The following is a 16,137-nucleotide window of genomic DNA, read 5'->3' on the forward strand; positions in this document are numbered from 1 at the left end:
CACACGGGAGTTGACCGACATGACCGCACGCTTCACCGACCGCGTCGTCCTCGTCACCGGGGCCGGTTCCGGGCTCGGCCGGGCCATCGCGCTCGCCTTCGCCGCCGAGGGCGCGAAGGTCGTCGCCGCCGGCCGCACCGCCGAGCCCCTCGCGGGGACGGTCGGCCTGATCGAGGCCGCCGGGGGCACCGCCGCGGCCGTCACCGCCGACGTCGCCAGCGCCGCGTCCGTACGGGAGCTGGTCCGGCGTACGGTCGAGGTCTTCGGCGGTCTCGACGTGGCGGTGAACAACGCGGGGGTCTTCCGGGGCGGCCACAGCGCCGCCGACTTCCCCCTGGACGACTGGCAGACGCTGCTCGACATCAACGTCACGGGGGTGCTGCACGCCCTGCAGGCCGAGGTGGCGCACATGCGGGCGCACGGCGGCGGGGCGATCGTGAACATCGCGTCGAACCTGGGCCCGCACGTCCGGATCCCCGGAGTCTTCGGCTACCAGGTCTCGAAGGCGGCCGTCTCTGCGCTGACCAGGGCCGCGGCCCTCGACCACATCGCCGACGGGGTCCGGATCAACGCGGTCAGCCCCGGCGCGTCGGAGTCGTCGATGTCGCTGCGGCCCGGCGAGACGGAGGCCGATCGGGAGGTCCGGATGAAGCAGGAGTCTCCGCTGGGCCGGATCTCCTCCGCCGCCGAGGTGGCGGCGGCCGTGCTGTACCTCGCGTCGGACGCGGCCGGCTCCGCCGTCGGCACGGACCTGGTGATCGACGGCGGCGTCTCCGCCTGACGCTTGGCGCGCCGGTCTTAGCCCTGGGCGGCCGCCGGGTCCATCCAGAAGATCTCCCAGTGGTGGCCGTCCAGGTCGGCGAAGGAGCGGCCGTACATGAAGCCGAGGTTCATCGGCTCCTTGGCCGGGGTGCCACCGGCGGCGAGGGCGGCGTCGGCCAGCTCGTCGCACTTCTCACGGCTCTCGGCGCTGAGGGTGACCAGGACCTCGGTGGTCTTGGTCGCGTCGGCGATCTCCTTGCCGGGCGCCATGAACGATGTGAACTTGGGCTCTTCGAGCAGCATCGCGAAGATCGTGTCGCTGAAGACCACACAGGCGGTGGTCTCGTCGCTGAACTGCGGATTGCTGGAGAACCCGAGCTTCTCGAAGAAGGCCCTGCTGGCGTCGACACTCTTGACGGGCAGGTTCACGAAGATCATCTGCGGGGCCATGATGCGCTCTCTTCCTTCGGCCGGCCGGCCCGCTGGGTGCGTTCCGGCGCTTTCGAGAGGTAAGACGGGCGTCCCGCCCGTAACTCATCGCTCTCCCGAAGATTTTTCGCGCTCAGGCCACCGACCGCAGCTCAAGGGCCGCCAACGGTACGAACCCACCGCCGGAGCCCGCCGTGTCCGCCCCGGGCCCGGCGAGCCGGCGCAGCAGCGCGAGCGCGATCCGCTCGCCCTGCGCCTTGGCCCGCTCGGCCAGCGGCCCGGTGTGGAGGCCGTCGACGGTGGCGTGCCAGAGCTGCACCCAGCGTCCGAAGTGGGCGGCGGTGAGGGGCCGGGCGGAGTGGAGCGCGGCATGCGGGGCGAAGGCGTCGCGCCCGTAGTCTGCGGTACGGAGGAGGGCGCGCTCCCAGAAGTCGGTGATGCGCGGCAGATGGACCTCCAGGTCGGTCCCGGCGATCTCGGTGAAGAAGGGCCCGATGAGCGGGTCGGCGAAGGCGGCGGAGTAGAAACGGCGCAGCAGCACGTCGAGGTCGTCACGATCACGGATGTCCCGGCTGGCGCTCATGGGTCCAGTGTCCCGCCCCGGCGGCCGACGCCCAAGTGCCGAAGGTCCCCGCCTCCGACCGCCGACCGCCGGGCAGCCGGGTAGCCAGAGCCGGGCCGCCGTACCGGGTCGAGCAGGTGTACGGGGATCGACATGGCCCGAAGTCAGCCCCCGGGACCGGCCTCGACGCCCCGCCGGGTAGCCGCCGCTTCCCCTTCACCGCTTGTTGATGCACAGTCAATTCCGTACTCCTAGGTTCCGGAAGCGCGCGACCCCGTCGCCCGACCGGCGTGGCGGGGCGGTTCACCACCCTTCTCAGGAGTGAGACGTGGAGCGACGCAGTTTCCTGCGCGGAGCGGTCATCGGCACGTCGGCCGCCGCCTTCGGCGGCAGCCTGTGGCACGGCGCGGCCTTCGCCGCCCCCGCCCAGCCGGGCGCGGGCCCGTACGGAGCACTCGGCGCGGCGGACGCCAACGGCATCCTGCTGCCCGCCGGGTTCACCAGCCGGGTGATCGCCCGGTCCGGCCAGTCGGTCCCGGGCACCTCGTACACCTGGCACAGCGCCCCCGACGGCGGCGCCTGCTTCGTCGACGGCACGGGCTGGATCTACGTGTCGAACTCGGAGATCAACCCGAGCGGCGGCGCGAGCGCGGTGAAGTTCGATTCGTCCGGCACCATCACCGGCGCGTACCGCATCCTCTCCGGCACCCGGCAGAACTGTGCCGGCGGCGCCACCCCGTGGAACACCTGGCTCTCCTGCGAGGAGGTGTCCCTCGGCTACGTCTACGAGTCGAACCCGTGGGGCGGCACCGCCTCCCGCCGGGACGCCATGGGCCGCTTCAAGCACGAGGCCGCCGCCGCCGACCCGGTCCGCAAGGTGATCTACCTGACCGAGGACGAGACGGACGGCTGCTTCTACCGCTTCATCCCCACCACCTGGGGCAACCTCTCCTCGGGCACCCTCCAGGTCTTCAAGGCCTCCACCGCCACCTCCGGCACCTTCACCTGGCAGAACGTGCCGGACCCGGACGGCTCCCCGACCACCACCCGCAACCAGGTCTCCGGCGCCAAGCGCTTCACCGGCGGCGAGGGCTGCTACTACGCGAACGACACCGTGTGGTTCACCACCAAGGGCGACAACCGCGTCTGGCAGGTCAACCTGGCCTCCGGCACGTACGAGCTGGCCTACGACGACTCGCTCGTCGTCGGCGGCGGCGCCCCGCTCACGGGTGTCGACAACGTCACCGGCACCTCCTCCGGCGACCTGTTCGTCGCCGAGGACGGCGGCAACCTGGAGATCTGCGTGATCACCCCGGACGACGTCGTCGCCCCGTTCCTGCGGGTCAGCGGTCAGTCCTCCTCGGAGATCACCGGTCCCGCCTTCTCCCCCGACGGCACGCGGCTGTACTTCTCCAGCCAGCGGGGCACCAGCGGCAGTTCCTCCGGCGGCATCACCTACGAGGTGACGGGCCCGTTCCGCACCTGACGGCCGCACGGCGAGGGGCCCGTTCCGCGTGTGACACCCACGGCGCGGCGCGGGCCCGTTTCGCGCGGGACCTACGACGCGGCGGGCCCGTTTCGCGCGTAGACCCGCAGATCCACCGTCCGTTGGGCGCCGCCGAGCAGGGCGGCGCCCAACGGCGTCAGTGTGTGCAGGACCGCGTTGCCGTGGCGCAGGGTCGCGATGAGCCCGGCCTCGCGCAGGACGCCCGCGTGCTGGCTCGCCGAGGCGAGCGACACCCCGGCCCGGCGGGCGAGTTCGCTCGTCGTGCCGCCGTCGCCGATGGCGTGCAGGACGGCCGAGCGGGTCTGGCCGACCAGCTTGGCGAGCGAGGAGCCGCCGGGCGCGCGGACGGTCGGCGCCTCGCCGTGGGTGACCGGGTAGACGAGGACCGGCGGCAGCGCGGGGTCGCGCAGCACGACGGGGGTCCCCCGGCAGAAGTACGAGGGCTGCAGCAGCAGTCCCCGCCCGTCGAGGTGGACGTCCCGGTCGACCGGGTAGTCGGCCTCCAGGACGGGCGCGCGCCAGCGCAGCATCGGCGGCAGCGAGGCGAGGAGTTCGTCGGCGCCGCCGTCCAGGAGCGCCCGGCCGCGGCGGGCCCGGTCGGCCTCGACGCGGGCCCGGATGTGCGGCCAGTACGGCTCCACGGCGGCCCGGTGATAGCTCCGCAGCGCCCCCAGGAGCCGGTCGAAGGGCTCCGCGCCGCCGTCGGCGAGGGCACGCAGCGAATGGGGTACGGTCCGCCCGCCGGACCGGTCGGCGGCGAGCAGCGAGAGCTCGCCGCGCAGCCGGCCGGCGTCGGTGGCGCGGATCGCCTGGAGGCCCTCGTCGAGCCCGTGGACGCCCTCCGGAGGCGTCAGGAAGTCGGGAAAATAGCCGCGGCTGGGGACGAGAGCCGCGAGGAGACGGGTCTCACCACCGAGCCGCATCCGGGTTTCGGAGCGCCATTCCCCGAAGACGACGGGGCCGCGCCGGTCCCTTAAACGGTGAAAACTCAGAATCGTTTCCCACAGAACATCGGGCCGGGCGGCGGTCCGCACCCCCGCCAAGTCGTTTCCGGTGAAATGAATCCGCAGCATGACGTCCCCACCTGTGCACTCGCAACCACCCCCGACGACGAGTATGCACAGCATCACAGCACGTTACCAGGGTGTTTCAGCCACAGTTGAAAAGCATCGCGGCAATCGGGGCGGAACCGAAAAGCTGTACGGGTCGGGCAGGAAACCTTCAGGACCGAGGTGACGTGGTGAAGACCGTGGGGGGCTTTGCCCGTCTGGCGGCGGTCGGCGAGGTTGCGGCTCACCTGCCCGGCATCGGTAAAGGGCGCGGCCTCCGGGTGGGGATCCGGAGGCCGCGCCCGCACCATTCTTTGCGGTGAGGAAGCGAAGAAGTTCAATGGCCAATAATTCAATCAGGCGCAATTGAACAACTACTCACATCCGCTCAACAAACAAACGACGGGACGGACACCTCCGCACAAAGGTGTCCGTCCCGTCTCTGTGTTTCCGGAGCCGCCGCCCGTCGGTGAGGGTGGAGAGATGACCGACGGCGACCCCGGTGGTACCGGGGCGGTTCCGTGATTCCCGCTGCTGAACGGGGGTTCAGGAGGGCCCGACCGCCGCTCCTGACCCCCCGTTCAGCAGGACTCAGCGGCTGTCGCTGCCCTTGGACTCGGCCGCCGCGCGGCCGGCCTCCAGACGCGCCACCGGGATCCGGAAGGGCGAGCAGGAGACGTAGTCGAGACCGACCTCGTGGAAGAAGTGCACCGACTCCGGGTCGCCGCCGTGCTCGCCACAGACACCGAGCTTGATGTCGGGGCGGGTGGCGCGGCCGGCCTGGACGGCGCTGCGCACGAGGGCGCCGACACCGTCCTTGTCGATGGTCTCGAAGGGGCTGACGCCGAAGATGCCCTTCTCCAGGTACGCGGTGAAGAACGAGGCCTCCACGTCGTCGCGGGAGAAGCCCCACACCGTCTGGGTCAGGTCGTTGGTGCCGAAGGAGAAGAACTCGGCGGCCTCGGCGATCTGACCGGCGGTCACGGCGGCGCGCGGCAGCTCGATCATGGTGCCGAGCGCGAGCTTCAGCTCGACGCCGGTCCGGGCCTGGACCTCGGCGATGACCGTCTCGGCCTCCTCGCGGACGATCTCCAGCTCCTGGACGGTGCCGACGAGCGGGATCATGATCTCGACGCGCGGGTCGCCCTTGGCGTCGATGCGCTGGGCCGCGGCCTCGGCGATCGCGCGGACCTGCATGGTGAACAGGCCGGGGATGACCAGGCCGAGGCGGACACCGCGCAGACCCAGCATCGGGTTCTGCTCGTGCAGCCGGTGCACGGCCTGCAGCAGGCGCAGGTCGTTCTCGTGCGGCTCCTTGCGGGACTCGGCGAGGGCGACGCGCACCGACAGCTCGGTGATGTCGGGCAGGAACTCGTGCAGCGGCGGGTCGAGCAGCCGGACCGTGACGGGCAGCCCGTCCATGGCCTCGAAGAGCTCGACGAAGTCGGTCTTCTGCAGCGGCAGGAGGGCTTCCAGGGCGTCGTCGCGCTCGACGTCGGTGTCGGCCAGGATCAGCCGCTCGACGAACTGGCGGCGCTCGCCGAGGAACATGTGCTCGGTGCGGCAGAGGCCGATGCCCTGGGCGCCGAAGCGGCGGGCGCGGTTGGCGTCCTCCGCGTTGTCGGCGTTGGCGCGGACGCGCAGCCGGCGGACGCGGTCGGCGTAGGCCATGATCCGGTGCACGGCGGCGACGAGCTCGTCGGCGTCGTCGGCGCCGGCGTGCATGCGGCCCTCGAAGTACTCGACGACCGGGGACGGTACGACGGGTACCTCACCGAGGTAGACCTTGCCGGTGGAGCCGTCGATGGAGACGACGTCACCCTCCTCGACGACCTGACCGTCGGAGGTGGTCATCCGGCGGCGCTTGGTGTCGACCTCGAGCTCCTCGGCGCCGCAGACACAGGTCTTGCCCATGCCGCGGGCGACGACGGCGGCGTGCGAGGTCTTGCCACCGCGGGAGGTGAGGATGCCCTCGGCGGCGATCATGCCGTCCAGGTCGTCCGGGTTGGTCTCGCGGCGGATCAGGATGACCTTCTCGCCCGAGCGGGACCACTTGACGGCGGTGTACGAGTCGAAGACGGCCTTGCCGACGGCCGCGCCCGGGGAGGCGGCGATGCCGCGCCCGATCTGGTCGACCTTCGCGTCCTCGTCGAACTTGGGGAACATCAGCTGGGCGAGCTGCGCGCCGGTGACGCGCTGGAGCGCCTCGGCCTCGTCGATCAGGCCCTGGTCCACGAGCTGCGTGGCGATGCGGAAGGCGGCACCGGCGGTGCGCTTGCCGACGCGGGTCTGGAGCATCCAGAGCTGGCCGCGCTCGATGGTGAACTCGATGTCGCAGAGATCCTTGTAGTGGGTCTCCAGCGTGTTCATGATGTGCATGAGCTGGTCGTACGACGTCTTGTCGATCGACTCGAGGTCGGCCAGTGGCACGGTGTTGCGGATACCGGCGACGACGTCCTCGCCCTGCGCGTTCTGCAGGTAGTCGCCGTAGACACCGGCGTGGCCCGAGGCGGGGTCGCGGGTGAAGGCGACGCCGGTGCCGGAGTCCGGGCCGAGGTTGCCGAAGACCATCGAGCAGACGTTGACGGCGGTGCCGAGGTCGCCCGGGATGCGCTCCTGGCGGCGGTACAGCTTCGCGCGGTCGGTGTTCCAGGAGTTGAAGACGGCCTCGATGGCGAGGTCCATCTGCTCACGCGGGTCCTGGGGGAAGTCGCGGCCGGTCTCGGCCTTCACGATCTTCTTGAAGTGCTGGACGACCTTCTTCAGGTCGGCGGCGTCGAGGTCGGTGTCGCTCGCGACCTTCTTCGAGGCCTTCGCCTCGTCCAGCGCGTCCTCGAAGAGCTCGCCCTCGACGCCGAGGACGGTCTTGCCGAACATCTGGATGAGACGGCGGTACGAGTCCCACGCGAAGCGCTCGTTGTCGGCCTGGCGGGCGAGGCCGACGACGGACTCGTCGGAGAGGCCGATGTTGAGGACCGTGTCCATCATGCCCGGCATGGAGAACTTCGCTCCGGAGCGGACGGAGACGAGCAGCGGGTCGTCCGCCTGCCCGAGCTTCTTGCCCATCTGCTGCTCAAGGGCGTCGAGGTGAGCGCTCACCTCGTCGCGGAGCTCGACCGGCTCCGAGCCGCTCTCGAGGTAGACCTTGCACGCTTCGGTGGTGATCGTGAAGCCGGGAGGGACCGGGAGGCCGAGGTTGGTCATCTCGGCGAGGTTCGCGCCCTTGCCACCGAGCAGGTCCTTCAGGTCCCTGTTGCCCTCGGTGAAGTCGTACACGAACTTCTGATCATTGTTTTCCGACACGGGTCCCGACTCCTCGATGACTCGGTTGGCTGCCCTGACGGCGAGGAACATACCCAGATCGAAGGCTTCTGGGGAGGTACGCCTAGCGGTCACGTGGCCTTAACCACCCGTCCGCCAGCACTTCGAAAGTAACCGAGAAGTAGCTTCCGGTTTCAGACCCCGAAGACGACATGACCGAAACCAGAGGGAAGTCGCTCAGATGAGCGCGCATACGAGCACTTGCGTTCAAGACTTGAACGCAAAAAGGGTGGCACCCCGTGCCACCCTTCAGGCGATGCAGCCGTTTGTAACCTGCTCATCTGAGCACCACCCCCCTCAAGGGTGGCGAGGATCACTCCCCCGGAAAGGCCGAATCGAGGCCCAATCTCAGCCGCCGGACGTGTCCAGCTCGGCTTCCTCGCTCACGCCGGAGCAGTCGTACGGGTCCTTCAACCACCCGTCCGGCAGGACAACTCGGTTGTTTCCGGACGTACGACCCCGAGGACCGTCCGCACCGACCGGCCACGACTGGTCCAGGTCCAGCTCGCTCAACTGAGCGCTCAGTTCGTCGAGGGACGAGGTGATCGCCAGCTTCTTACGCATCTCGGAACCCACCGAGAAGCCCTTCAGGTACCAGGCCACATGCTTGCGGAAGTCGATGACACCGCGTGCCTCGTCGCCGAGCCACTCCCCGAGCAGCCGCGCGTGCCGCACCATCGCGTCCGCGACCACCCGCAACCCGGGAGCCGCGTAGGCCCCCGTGCCCTCGAAGCCCGCCACCAGGTCCGCGAAGAGCCACGGCCGCCCCAGGCAGCCGCGCCCGACGACCACGCCGTCGCAGCCCGTCTCCCGCATCATCCGCAGGGCGTCGTCGGCGGACCAGATGTCACCGTTGCCGAGGACCGGGATCTCCGGCACGTGCTCCTTGAGGCGCGCGATCGCGTCCCAGTCCGCCGTACCGCCGTAGTGCTGGGCCGCCGTCCGCCCGTGCAGGGCGATCGCCGTGACGCCCTCCTCCACCGCGATCCGGCCCGCGTCCAGATACGTGATGTGGTCGTCGTCGATGCCCTTGCGCATCTTCATCGTGACCGGCAGGTCGCCCGCGTTGGTCACGGCCTCGTTCAGGATCGCGCGCAGCAGCGGCCGCTTGTAGGGCAGGGCCGAGCCGCCGCCCTTCCGGGTCACCTTGGGGACCGGGCAGCCGAAGTTCAGGTCGATGTGGTCGGCGAGGTCCTCGTCGACGATCATCCGCACGGCCTTGCCGACCGTCACCGGGTCCACCCCGTACAGCTGGATCGAGCGCGGCTGCTCGGTCGCGTCGAAGCGGATGAGCTGCATCGTCTTCTCGTTGCGCTCGACCAGGGCGCGTGTCGTGATCATCTCGCTCACGAACAGCCCCTTGCCGCCGCTGAACTCGCGACAGAGGGTACGGAAGGGGGCGTTGGTGATGCCGGCCATCGGGGCGAGCACCACCGGGGGCTGCACGATGTGCGGCCCGATGGCGAGAGGGGAGAACGCGGTCATTGGGCCATTGTCGCGCACTGCGACGGTCATTAGTTAGCCGTACTATCCGAACATGCCAGAGCTCACACGGTCACAGCTCCCCCGGGGCCGGCAGCTCGTCGTCCTGGCGATCTGCTGCATGAGTCTGCTGATCGTCAGCCTGGACAACACCGCCCTGAACGTCGCCCTGCCCTCCCTGCGGCGCGACCTCGGCGCCTCCGTCTCCGGTCTGCAGTGGGTCATCGACGCGTACACCCTCGTCCTGGCCTCGCTGCTCATGCTGGCCGGCTCCACCGCCGACCGCATCGGCCGCCGCAAGGTCTTCGTCACCGGCCTCGTCGTCTTCGCGCTCGGCTCGCTGCTCTGCTCCCTCGCCCCGAACCTGGAGGCGCTGATCGCCTTCCGCGCCGTACAGGCGGTGGGCGGCTCGATGCTCAACCCGGTCGCCATGTCGATCATCACCAACACCTTCACCGAACCCGCCGCACGCGCGCGTGCCATCGGCGTCTGGGGCGCGGTCGTCGGCATCTCGCTGGCCCTGGGGCCGCTGGTGGGCGGTGTGCTCGTCGAGTCGGTCGGCTGGCGGGCGATCTTCTGGGTCAACCTGCCGGTCGCCCTCCTCGCCCTGCTCCTCACCCTGCGGTACGTCCCCGAGTCCCGCGCCCCCCGCCCCCGGCGCCCGGACCCCGTCGGGCAGCTCCTGGTGGCGGCCCTCCTCGGCTCGCTGACGTACGCGATCATCGAGACCGACCCGCTCTTCGCGGGGATCGCGGCCGGGGCGCTCGTCGGACTGCTCGTGTACGAGCCGAGGCGCCGCGAGCCCCTCATCGACCTGCGGTTCTTCCGCAGCGCGCCGTTCAGCGGGGCCACCGTCGTCGCGGTCTGCGCCTTCGCGGGGTTCGGCGGCTTCCTGTTCCTGAACACCCTGTACCTCCAGGAGGTGCGCGGCCTCTCCCCCATGGACGCCGGCCTGTACATGCTGCCGATGGCGGGCATGACCTTCGTCTTCGCACCGCTGTCGGGGCGGCTCACGGGCGCGCGTGGACCCCGTCTGCCGCTGCTCCTCGCGGGCACGGCGATGGCGGCGGGGGCGCTGCTCTTCGCCGCCTTCGGGGCGGAGACCCACGATCCGCTGCTCTTCACCGGCTACGTGGCCTTCGGCATCGGCTTCGGCCTGGTGAACGCCCCCATCACCAACACCGCCGTCTCCGGGATGCCCCGCGCGCAGGCCGGGGTCGCGGCGGCGGTGGCCTCGACGAGCCGCCAGGTCGGCCAGACCCTCGGGGTGGCGGTCGTCGGCGCGGTGCTCGCGGCGGGCGTGGGCGCCGGGATGTCCCCCGACGACTACGTGGCGGCGGCGAGGCCGGCGTACTGGGTCGTGACGGCCTGCGGCCTCGCCGTCCTCGCGGTCGGCGCGCTGACCAGCGGAAAGTGGGCCCGGCGCACGGCGGAACGGACGGCACGGTGCCTGGAGACGGAGGACGCGCCTCAGGTGGAGGCGGGGGCGGGCACGGGTCTCAGGCGGCGGTGAGGGCCTCGTCGTCCCGACGGAGCTCCTGTTCGCGTACGACGAAGTCCAGGAGCCGTTCGACTCCGGCGCGGGTCGCGTCGTCGACGGGGACGTAGGTGACGAGGTGCGGCCCGGCGGTCGGGCCGAGCCAGAGGTTGGTGTGCTCGAACTTGAGCACGCCCACGTGCGCGTTGTGGATGACCTTGGTGCGACCGCCCGGTGCGACCACGTCGTGCCGCGCCCAGATCTCCCGGAACTCCGGCGAGGCCGCTTCGAGCCGCTGGACCAGCGCCTTCCAGGCGGGCTCGGCCAGGTGCTCGGCCATGGAGGCGCGCAGCTTGCCGGCGAGGATGGGCAGGAGGTCCGGAAGGTCGGTGGCCGCGGCCCGGAAGTCGTCGTTGGTGAAGGCGAGCCAGAGGGAGTTGCGGTCCTCGCGGGGCAGCGCGTCCAGGTCGCAGAAGAGCCGCCCGAAGGTCCGGTTGTGGGCGAGGAAGTCGAAGCGGCTGTTCTGGACGGCGGCCGGGACGGGCTCCAACTGCTCCAGGAGCGCGCGCAGTGCGGGCGTCACGGCCGGGCAGGGTGCGCCGGGGTGCGGGTCGGCCTGCCCGGCGAGGGCGAAGAGGTGGCTCCGCTCGGTCGGGTCGAGGAGCAGCGCGGCGGCGAGCGCGTCCAGGACCTGCGGGGAGACCTGGATGTCACGGGCCTGCTCCAGCCAGGTGTACCAGGTGACGCCGACGGCGGAGAGGTGGGCGACCTCCTCGCGGCGCAGGCCGGGGGTGCGGCGGCGGCGCCCCCGGGGCAGGCCGACCTGCTCGGGGGTGATGCGCTCGCGGCGGCTGCGCAGGAAGGCGGCGAGTTCGTGTCGTCGCGTACCGGGTCCGGCCGTCGTCATGGTCGTCACGCTCCCAGGGTGCCGGGGCGGTCAGCCCGTTGCCAGGTACTGCTTGTACCAGGATAAAGACACTCTGGTACCAGGCTGAGGGGCGGCGGATCGTCGGATGCGTGACTTCGACCTCCGTTTCTCCCAGAGCCGGCACCCCGGCCGTCCCCGACAGCCGTCGCGCGCTCGGCGCCCTCGGCCTGTTCACCGTCCTCCTCGGGGCCGCCCTGCCCCTGATCGACTTCTTCATCGTCAACGTCGCCCTGCCGTCCATCGACCACGACCTGGCGGCGGGCCCGGCGCTCCTCGAACTGATCGTGGCCGGTTACGGACTGTCGTACGCCGTCCTGCTCGTCCTGGGCGGGCGGCTCGGCGACCTCTTCGGGCGCCGCCGGCTCTTCCTCGCGGGCATGGCGGCCTTCGGCCTCACCTCGCTCGCCTGCGGTCTCGCCCCGGACGCCTGGACGCTGGTCGGGGCGCGGGTGGCGCAGGGCGCGGCGGCGGCGCTGATGCTGCCGCAGGTCCTCGCGACCATCCACTCCTCGACGGAGGGCGCCCGGCGGGCCAAGGCGCTGAGCCTGTACGGGGCGACCGCGGGGCTCTCCATGGTGACGGGGCAGATCCTGGGCGGGGTGCTCGTGGCGGCCGACCTCGCGGGCTCCGGCTGGCGTGCGGTGTTCCTGGTGAACGTGCCGGTGGCGGTGGTGGGCCTCGTCCTGGCCGTCCGTACGGTCCCGGAGACCCGATCGGACCGCCCGGCGCCGGTGGACGTGGCGGGAACGTTGCTGCTCGCCCTCGCGCTGATCACCCTGCTCGCACCGCTGACGGAGGGCCGGGCCGCGGGCTGGCCGCTGTGGACCTGGGTCTCCCTCGCGGTGTCACCGTTCGCCGCGGCGGCCTTCTGGTGGGTGGAGCGGCGGGCGGACCGCCGGGGCCGCACCCCGCTGGTCCCGCCGAGCCTGCTCGACCTGGTCTCGCTGCGGCGCGGACTGCTCCTCGTCCTGCCGCTGTCGGCCGGCTTCGGCGGCTTCATGTTCGTGATCGCGGTGGCTCTCCAGCAGGGTCTGGGCCTGGGCGCGGTCGCCTCCGGCCTGGCTCTCGTCCCGATGGCGGTGGCCTTCTTCGGGACCTCGCTCGCGGGTCCCCGCCTGGTCCGGCGCTGGGGCACGCGCGTGGTGGTGGCGGGCGCCCTGCTCCAGGCCCTCGGCCTCGGACTGATCGCCCTGACCGCCTGGCGCTCCTGGCCGGACATGTCGGTGCTCAGCCTGCTTCCCGGCATGGCGATCGCGGGCATCGGGCAGGGCCTCCAGCTCCCGGTGCTCTTCCGGGTGGTGCTCTCCGAGGTACCGGCGGAACGGGCGGGCGTGGGCAGCGGCGTGATGGTGACCACCCAGCAGACGGCGCTGACCCTGGGTGTCGCCACCCTGGGCACCCTCTACCTCAGCCTCACCGCCGCCGCCCCTGCCGACTCGGGCACTCCCCTGACGGTGACGGTCCTCCTCCAGCTGGCGATGGCGCTGCTCACGGCCCTGCTGGCACTGCGCCTGCCGAGGACGGTGCGGTAGCGGACAGGGAGGTCGAGACGGGCGAAGGGCCCGGGGCGGCGAACGCCTCGGGCCCTTCGCCACGCGGTGACTGCGGCTACTCCTGGCCGGTGCCGGTGGTGTCGGCACCGGCCGCGGTCCCGGTGGTGTCGGCACCGGCCGTGGTCCCGGTGGCGTCGGCGCTCTGGGTGCGCTCGCGCATCTTCTTCAGGAGGTCCTGCTTGCGGTCGTCGGCGGAACGCTGGGCCGCCGTGCGGGTCTGACCGCTGCCGTGCTGGTCGGCGCGGGACAGCTTCTTGCGCTGTCCTCCTACGCCGAGGAGGTTGTTGCGGCTCTTGGACATGGTGTTCTCCCGTCGCTGAGGTGGGCTGTGGTCGAGCTGGATCTGCCGGCGACGGCTCTCACTCGTAGATCTGGAAGAACGAGTACATGCCGGTGACGCTACCCGGGCCCCAGGGCGGGGGCACTCGATTTTCCCCGCACCACTCGAAGGAATGACAGATATTGAAATCTGTCATCGGTCATGTCATGGTTGTTCTGTCGCACTGTTCCACCCCTCTCACCACTTCCGAGGAGACAGCCATGACCACCACGCGCCGCCCCGTCCCCACCCGTCCGCTCGGCACCACCGGTCCGCGGGTCTCCGCTCTCGGCCTCGGCTGCATGGGCATGTCCGCGCTGTACGGCGAGAGCGACCGCGCCGAGTCGATCGCGACGATCCACGCCGCCCTGGACGCGGGGGTGACCCTGCTCGACACGGGCGACTTCTACGGGATGGGGCACAACGAACTGCTGATCGCCGAGGCGCTGCGGAGCGCGCCCGCCGCCGTCCGCGAGCAGGCACTGACCAGCGTGAAGTTCGGCGCGCTCCGCACGGTCGAAGGCGGCTTCACCGGGTACGACGGGCGGCCCGCCGCCGTGAAGAACTTCGCGGCCTACTCGCTCCAGCGCCTCGGCACCGACCACATCGACATCTACCGGATCGCCCGCGTCGACCCGGACGTGCCGATCGAGGAGACCGTCGGCGCCATCGCCGAGCTGGTCGAGGCGGGGCACGTGCGGCACATCGGGCTCTCCGAGGTCGGCGCGGACACCCTGCGCCGGGCGGCGGCCGTGGCCCCGATCGCGGACCTCCAGATCGAGTACTCGCTGATCTCCCGCTCCATCGAGGAGAAGATCCTGCCGACCGCGCGTGAGCTCGGCATAGGCATCACGGCGTACGGGGTGCTGTCGCGCGGACTGATCAGCGGCCACTTCACCCGGGACCGGGAGCTGGCGGCGAACGACTTCCGGGGCATGAGCCCGCGCTTCCAGGGCGAGAACCTCCAGCGGAACCTGGACCTGGTGGACCGGCTGCGGGCGCTCGCCGAGGCCAAGGGCGTGACGGTCGCGCAGACCGCGATCGCCTGGGTCCTCGCCCAGGCCGGGCGACAGGGCGCGGACATCGTCCCGCTGGTGGGCGCCCGCCGCCGGGACCGGCTCGCGGAAGCCCTCGGCGCCCTGGACATCACGCTCGACACCGCCGATCTGGCCGCGATCGAGGAGGCCGTGCCGGCGGGCGCGGCGGTCGGCGAGCGGTACCCGGCGGCACAGATGGCACACCTCGACAGCGAGCACTGACCGACCCCCCCCCGGGACAGCAGCGACTGACAGGTAGTGTCATTCCATGGCCGCCACCGAGACCCTGACCGCAGAGCGCATCCTCGAAGCCACCGAGGAGGTGCTGCGGCGCTACGGGCCGGCGAAGGCGACCGTCGTGGACGTGGCCCGGGTTCTCGGCGTGAGCCACGGCAGCGTCTACCGCCACTTCCGCACCAAGGCGGCGCTGCGTGAGGCGGTGACCGAGCGGTGGCTCGAGCGGACGATCGTCGCGCTCCGGCCGTACACCGAGGCGTCGGGGTCAGCCGACGAGCGGCTGACCGGCTGGCTGACCGAGCTCTTCACCCTGAAGCGCCGCAAGGCGGGCGGCGACCCGGAGCTGATGGCCACCTTCCAGGTGCTGATCGGCGAGAACAGCGCGGTGGTCCACCGGCACGAGGAGCACCTGGTGGAGCAGATCGCCCGCATCGTGGAGGACGGCCACCACGAGGGTGTGTTCGCCGCACCGGAGCGGGACTACGCGACGACGGCGCGGGCGGTCTTCGACGCCACCGACCGTTTCCACGACCCCGCGCACGCCGCCGACTGGTCGACCACGGATATCGAGGACGCGTTCGCGGCGGTCATCTCCCTGACCCAGCGCGCGCTGCGAGCCTGACCCGCACCCTTTTTGAAGATCATTTGGCTCGGACTTTTCCGTTCCCTGTCCGGATCCTGACTAGCGTCCTACAGACCGCACCAGAAGACGCTCCCAGGGGGAACCATGTCCGCGCACGAGCGGCCACCGGCCGTACCGGCCACAGCTACCGAGGAACGACCGGGGCCGCCGGCCCGATCCGGGGCCGCCTCGGCGATCGGCTGGGCCCTGACCATCGGGCTCAATATCGTCGCGCCGATCCTCACGTACAACACCCTGACTCAGGACCACGGTTGGTCCGAGTTCGCCGCCCTGCTCGCCGGCAGCGCCTGGCCGGTCCTGGACAGCGTGATCATGGTTGCCTGGCGGCGCAAGATCGACGAGGTCGCCGTCGTGACCCTGGTGTTCCTGGTGATCACGGCCCTCGTCTCCCTGCTCGGCGCGCACACCGGCCGCGCGTTGCTGATCAAGGACTCGGGCGTGACGGGCCTGTTCGGGCTGCTCTGCCTGGCCACGCTGTTCGCGCCGCGGCCGCTGATGTTCTACTTCGGCCGCAAGTTCGCCACCGACGACACCCCGGCGAGCACCGCCTGGTGGAACGGCATGTGGCAGTACGAGGGCTTCCGCTCCACCATGCGCACGATGACGCTGGTGTGGGGCGTGGTCTACGTGGTCGAGGCGGCCGTTCGCATCGCCCTCGCGTACGCGCTGCCGACGAAGACCATGGTCACGCTGAGCCCGGTCATGATCTACGGGGTGCTCGGCGTCCTGGGCGCGTGGACGGCCTGGTTCGGCAAGCGTCGCGCGGCCGAGGGCGCGCGGCGCCAGGCCGAGGCTCAGGCGGCCGCGGCGGCGGCCGCCTGACGGCAAGGG

The 16,137-nt window shown here is 71.1% G+C and carries 15 protein-coding genes; 7 read left to right on the forward strand and 8 right to left on the reverse strand.

Annotated elements, in window-relative coordinates; all coding sequences use genetic code 11:
• The first annotated feature begins 19 nt into the window (after positions 1–19).
• Positions 20–781 (forward strand): SDR family NAD(P)-dependent oxidoreductase, encoded by a 762-nt coding sequence (locus OG514_RS06130; RefSeq protein WP_266891656.1) that lies wholly within the window; start codon positions 20–22, stop codon positions 779–781.
• A 17-nt stretch (positions 782–798) separates the two neighbouring features.
• Here OG514_RS06130 and OG514_RS06135 read toward each other — a convergent pair whose 3' ends face one another.
• Positions 799–1,212: a VOC family protein gene (locus tag OG514_RS06135; protein WP_266891657.1), complete on the reverse strand. Its 414-nt coding sequence runs from the start codon at positions 1,210–1,212 to the stop codon at positions 799–801.
• A 112-nt stretch (positions 1,213–1,324) separates the two neighbouring features.
• Positions 1,325–1,774, reverse strand: a complete 450-nt coding sequence (locus OG514_RS06140; RefSeq protein ID WP_266891659.1) for a group III truncated hemoglobin — start codon at positions 1,772–1,774, stop codon at positions 1,325–1,327.
• 307 nt (positions 1,775–2,081) lie between these two features.
• Between OG514_RS06140 and OG514_RS06145 the strand changes: the two genes are divergently transcribed.
• A complete protein-coding gene (locus OG514_RS06145) occupies positions 2,082–3,239 on the forward strand; it encodes an alkaline phosphatase PhoX (RefSeq protein WP_266891661.1) in 1,158 nt (385 codons plus the stop codon).
• 71 nt (positions 3,240–3,310) lie between these two features.
• On the opposite strand, the gene OG514_RS06150 is transcribed toward OG514_RS06145, so the two are convergent.
• The 4 genes from OG514_RS06150 to dusB form a co-directional block, all read right to left on the reverse strand.
• Positions 3,311–4,333, reverse strand: coding sequence for a helix-turn-helix domain-containing protein (locus tag OG514_RS06150; RefSeq protein WP_266891663.1), 1,023 nt, complete (start codon positions 4,331–4,333; stop codon positions 3,311–3,313).
• A gap of 53 nt (positions 4,334–4,386) precedes the next feature.
• Positions 4,387–4,650, reverse strand: coding sequence for a hypothetical protein (locus tag OG514_RS06155; RefSeq protein WP_266891665.1), 264 nt, complete (start codon positions 4,648–4,650; stop codon positions 4,387–4,389).
• Positions 4,651–4,900: 250 nt separating this feature from the next.
• Positions 4,901–7,612 (reverse strand): pyruvate, phosphate dikinase, encoded by a 2,712-nt coding sequence (gene ppdK / locus OG514_RS06160; RefSeq protein ID WP_266891667.1) that lies wholly within the window; start codon positions 7,610–7,612, stop codon positions 4,901–4,903.
• A gap of 366 nt (positions 7,613–7,978) precedes the next feature.
• Positions 7,979–9,115, reverse strand: a complete 1,137-nt coding sequence (gene dusB, locus OG514_RS06165) for a tRNA dihydrouridine synthase DusB (RefSeq protein WP_266891669.1) — start codon at positions 9,113–9,115, stop codon at positions 7,979–7,981.
• Positions 9,116–9,167: 52 nt separating this feature from the next.
• On the opposite strand from dusB, the gene OG514_RS06170 reads away from it, so the two are divergent.
• Positions 9,168–10,625 carry an MFS transporter gene (locus OG514_RS06170; RefSeq protein WP_266891671.1) on the forward strand — a complete coding sequence of 486 codons (1,458 nt, stop codon included), beginning with the start codon at positions 9,168–9,170 and terminating at the stop codon, positions 10,623–10,625.
• On the opposite strand, the gene OG514_RS06175 is transcribed toward OG514_RS06170, so the two are convergent.
• The gene (locus OG514_RS06175) at positions 10,612–11,496 is read right to left on the reverse strand and encodes a helix-turn-helix domain-containing protein (RefSeq protein WP_266900763.1); all 885 of its coding nucleotides are present in this window, start codon (positions 11,494–11,496) and stop codon (positions 10,612–10,614) included. The two genes, OG514_RS06170 and OG514_RS06175, sit on opposite strands and share 14 nt — an antisense overlap.
• 110 nt (positions 11,497–11,606) lie before the next feature.
• On the opposite strand from OG514_RS06175, the gene OG514_RS06180 reads away from it, so the two are divergent.
• Positions 11,607–13,049, forward strand: coding sequence for an MFS transporter (locus OG514_RS06180; protein ID WP_266891673.1), 1,443 nt, complete (start codon positions 11,607–11,609; stop codon positions 13,047–13,049).
• A gap of 76 nt (positions 13,050–13,125) precedes the next feature.
• Here OG514_RS06180 and OG514_RS06185 read toward each other — a convergent pair whose 3' ends face one another.
• Complete coding sequence (locus OG514_RS06185; RefSeq protein WP_266891675.1) at positions 13,126–13,371, reverse strand: DUF6243 family protein; 246 nt, start codon at positions 13,369–13,371, stop codon at positions 13,126–13,128.
• A 239-nt stretch (positions 13,372–13,610) separates the two neighbouring features.
• Here OG514_RS06185 and OG514_RS06190 point away from each other — a divergent pair, with 239 nt between their 5' ends.
• From OG514_RS06190 to OG514_RS06200, 3 genes are all read left to right on the forward strand, one after another.
• On the forward strand, positions 13,611–14,648 hold the full coding sequence (locus OG514_RS06190; protein WP_266891677.1) for an aldo/keto reductase: 1,038 nt from the start codon (positions 13,611–13,613) through the stop codon (positions 14,646–14,648).
• 46 nt (positions 14,649–14,694) lie between these two features.
• A complete protein-coding gene (locus OG514_RS06195; protein WP_266891679.1) occupies positions 14,695–15,285 on the forward strand; it encodes a TetR/AcrR family transcriptional regulator in 591 nt (196 codons plus the stop codon).
• Between the two features lie 105 nt (positions 15,286–15,390).
• Positions 15,391–16,128, forward strand: coding sequence for a VC0807 family protein (locus tag OG514_RS06200; protein WP_266891681.1), 738 nt, complete (start codon positions 15,391–15,393; stop codon positions 16,126–16,128).
• Positions 16,129–16,137 lie beyond the last annotated feature (9 nt).

It is taken from the genome of Streptomyces sp. NBC_00572 (assembly GCF_026341815.1).
In the GTDB taxonomy this organism is placed as follows: domain Bacteria; phylum Actinomycetota; class Actinomycetes; order Streptomycetales; family Streptomycetaceae; genus Streptomyces.

Coding starts and splice junctions, on each gene's coding strand:
- OG514_RS06130 (WP_266891656.1), top strand. CDS start 20: ATGACCGCACGCTTCACCGACCGCGTCGTCCTCGTCACCGGGGCCGGT.
- OG514_RS06135 (WP_266891657.1), bottom strand. CDS start 1,212: ATGGCCCCGCAGATGATCTTCGTGAACCTGCCCGTCAAGAGTGTCGAC.
- OG514_RS06140 (WP_266891659.1), bottom strand. CDS start 1,774: ATGAGCGCCAGCCGGGACATCCGTGATCGTGACGACCTCGACGTGCTG.
- OG514_RS06150 (WP_266891663.1), bottom strand. CDS start 4,333: ATGCTGCGGATTCATTTCACCGGAAACGACTTGGCGGGGGTGCGGACC.
- dusB (WP_266891669.1), bottom strand. CDS start 9,115: ATGACCGCGTTCTCCCCTCTCGCCATCGGGCCGCACATCGTGCAGCCC.
- OG514_RS06170 (WP_266891671.1), top strand. CDS start 9,168: ATGCCAGAGCTCACACGGTCACAGCTCCCCCGGGGCCGGCAGCTCGTC.
- OG514_RS06175 (WP_266900763.1), bottom strand. CDS start 11,496: ATGACGACGGCCGGACCCGGTACGCGACGACACGAACTCGCCGCCTTC.
- OG514_RS06185 (WP_266891675.1), bottom strand. CDS start 13,371: ATGTCCAAGAGCCGCAACAACCTCCTCGGCGTAGGAGGACAGCGCAAG.
- OG514_RS06190 (WP_266891677.1), top strand. CDS start 13,611: ATGACCACCACGCGCCGCCCCGTCCCCACCCGTCCGCTCGGCACCACC.
- OG514_RS06195 (WP_266891679.1), top strand. CDS start 14,695: ATGGCCGCCACCGAGACCCTGACCGCAGAGCGCATCCTCGAAGCCACC.
- OG514_RS06200 (WP_266891681.1), top strand. CDS start 15,391: ATGTCCGCGCACGAGCGGCCACCGGCCGTACCGGCCACAGCTACCGAG.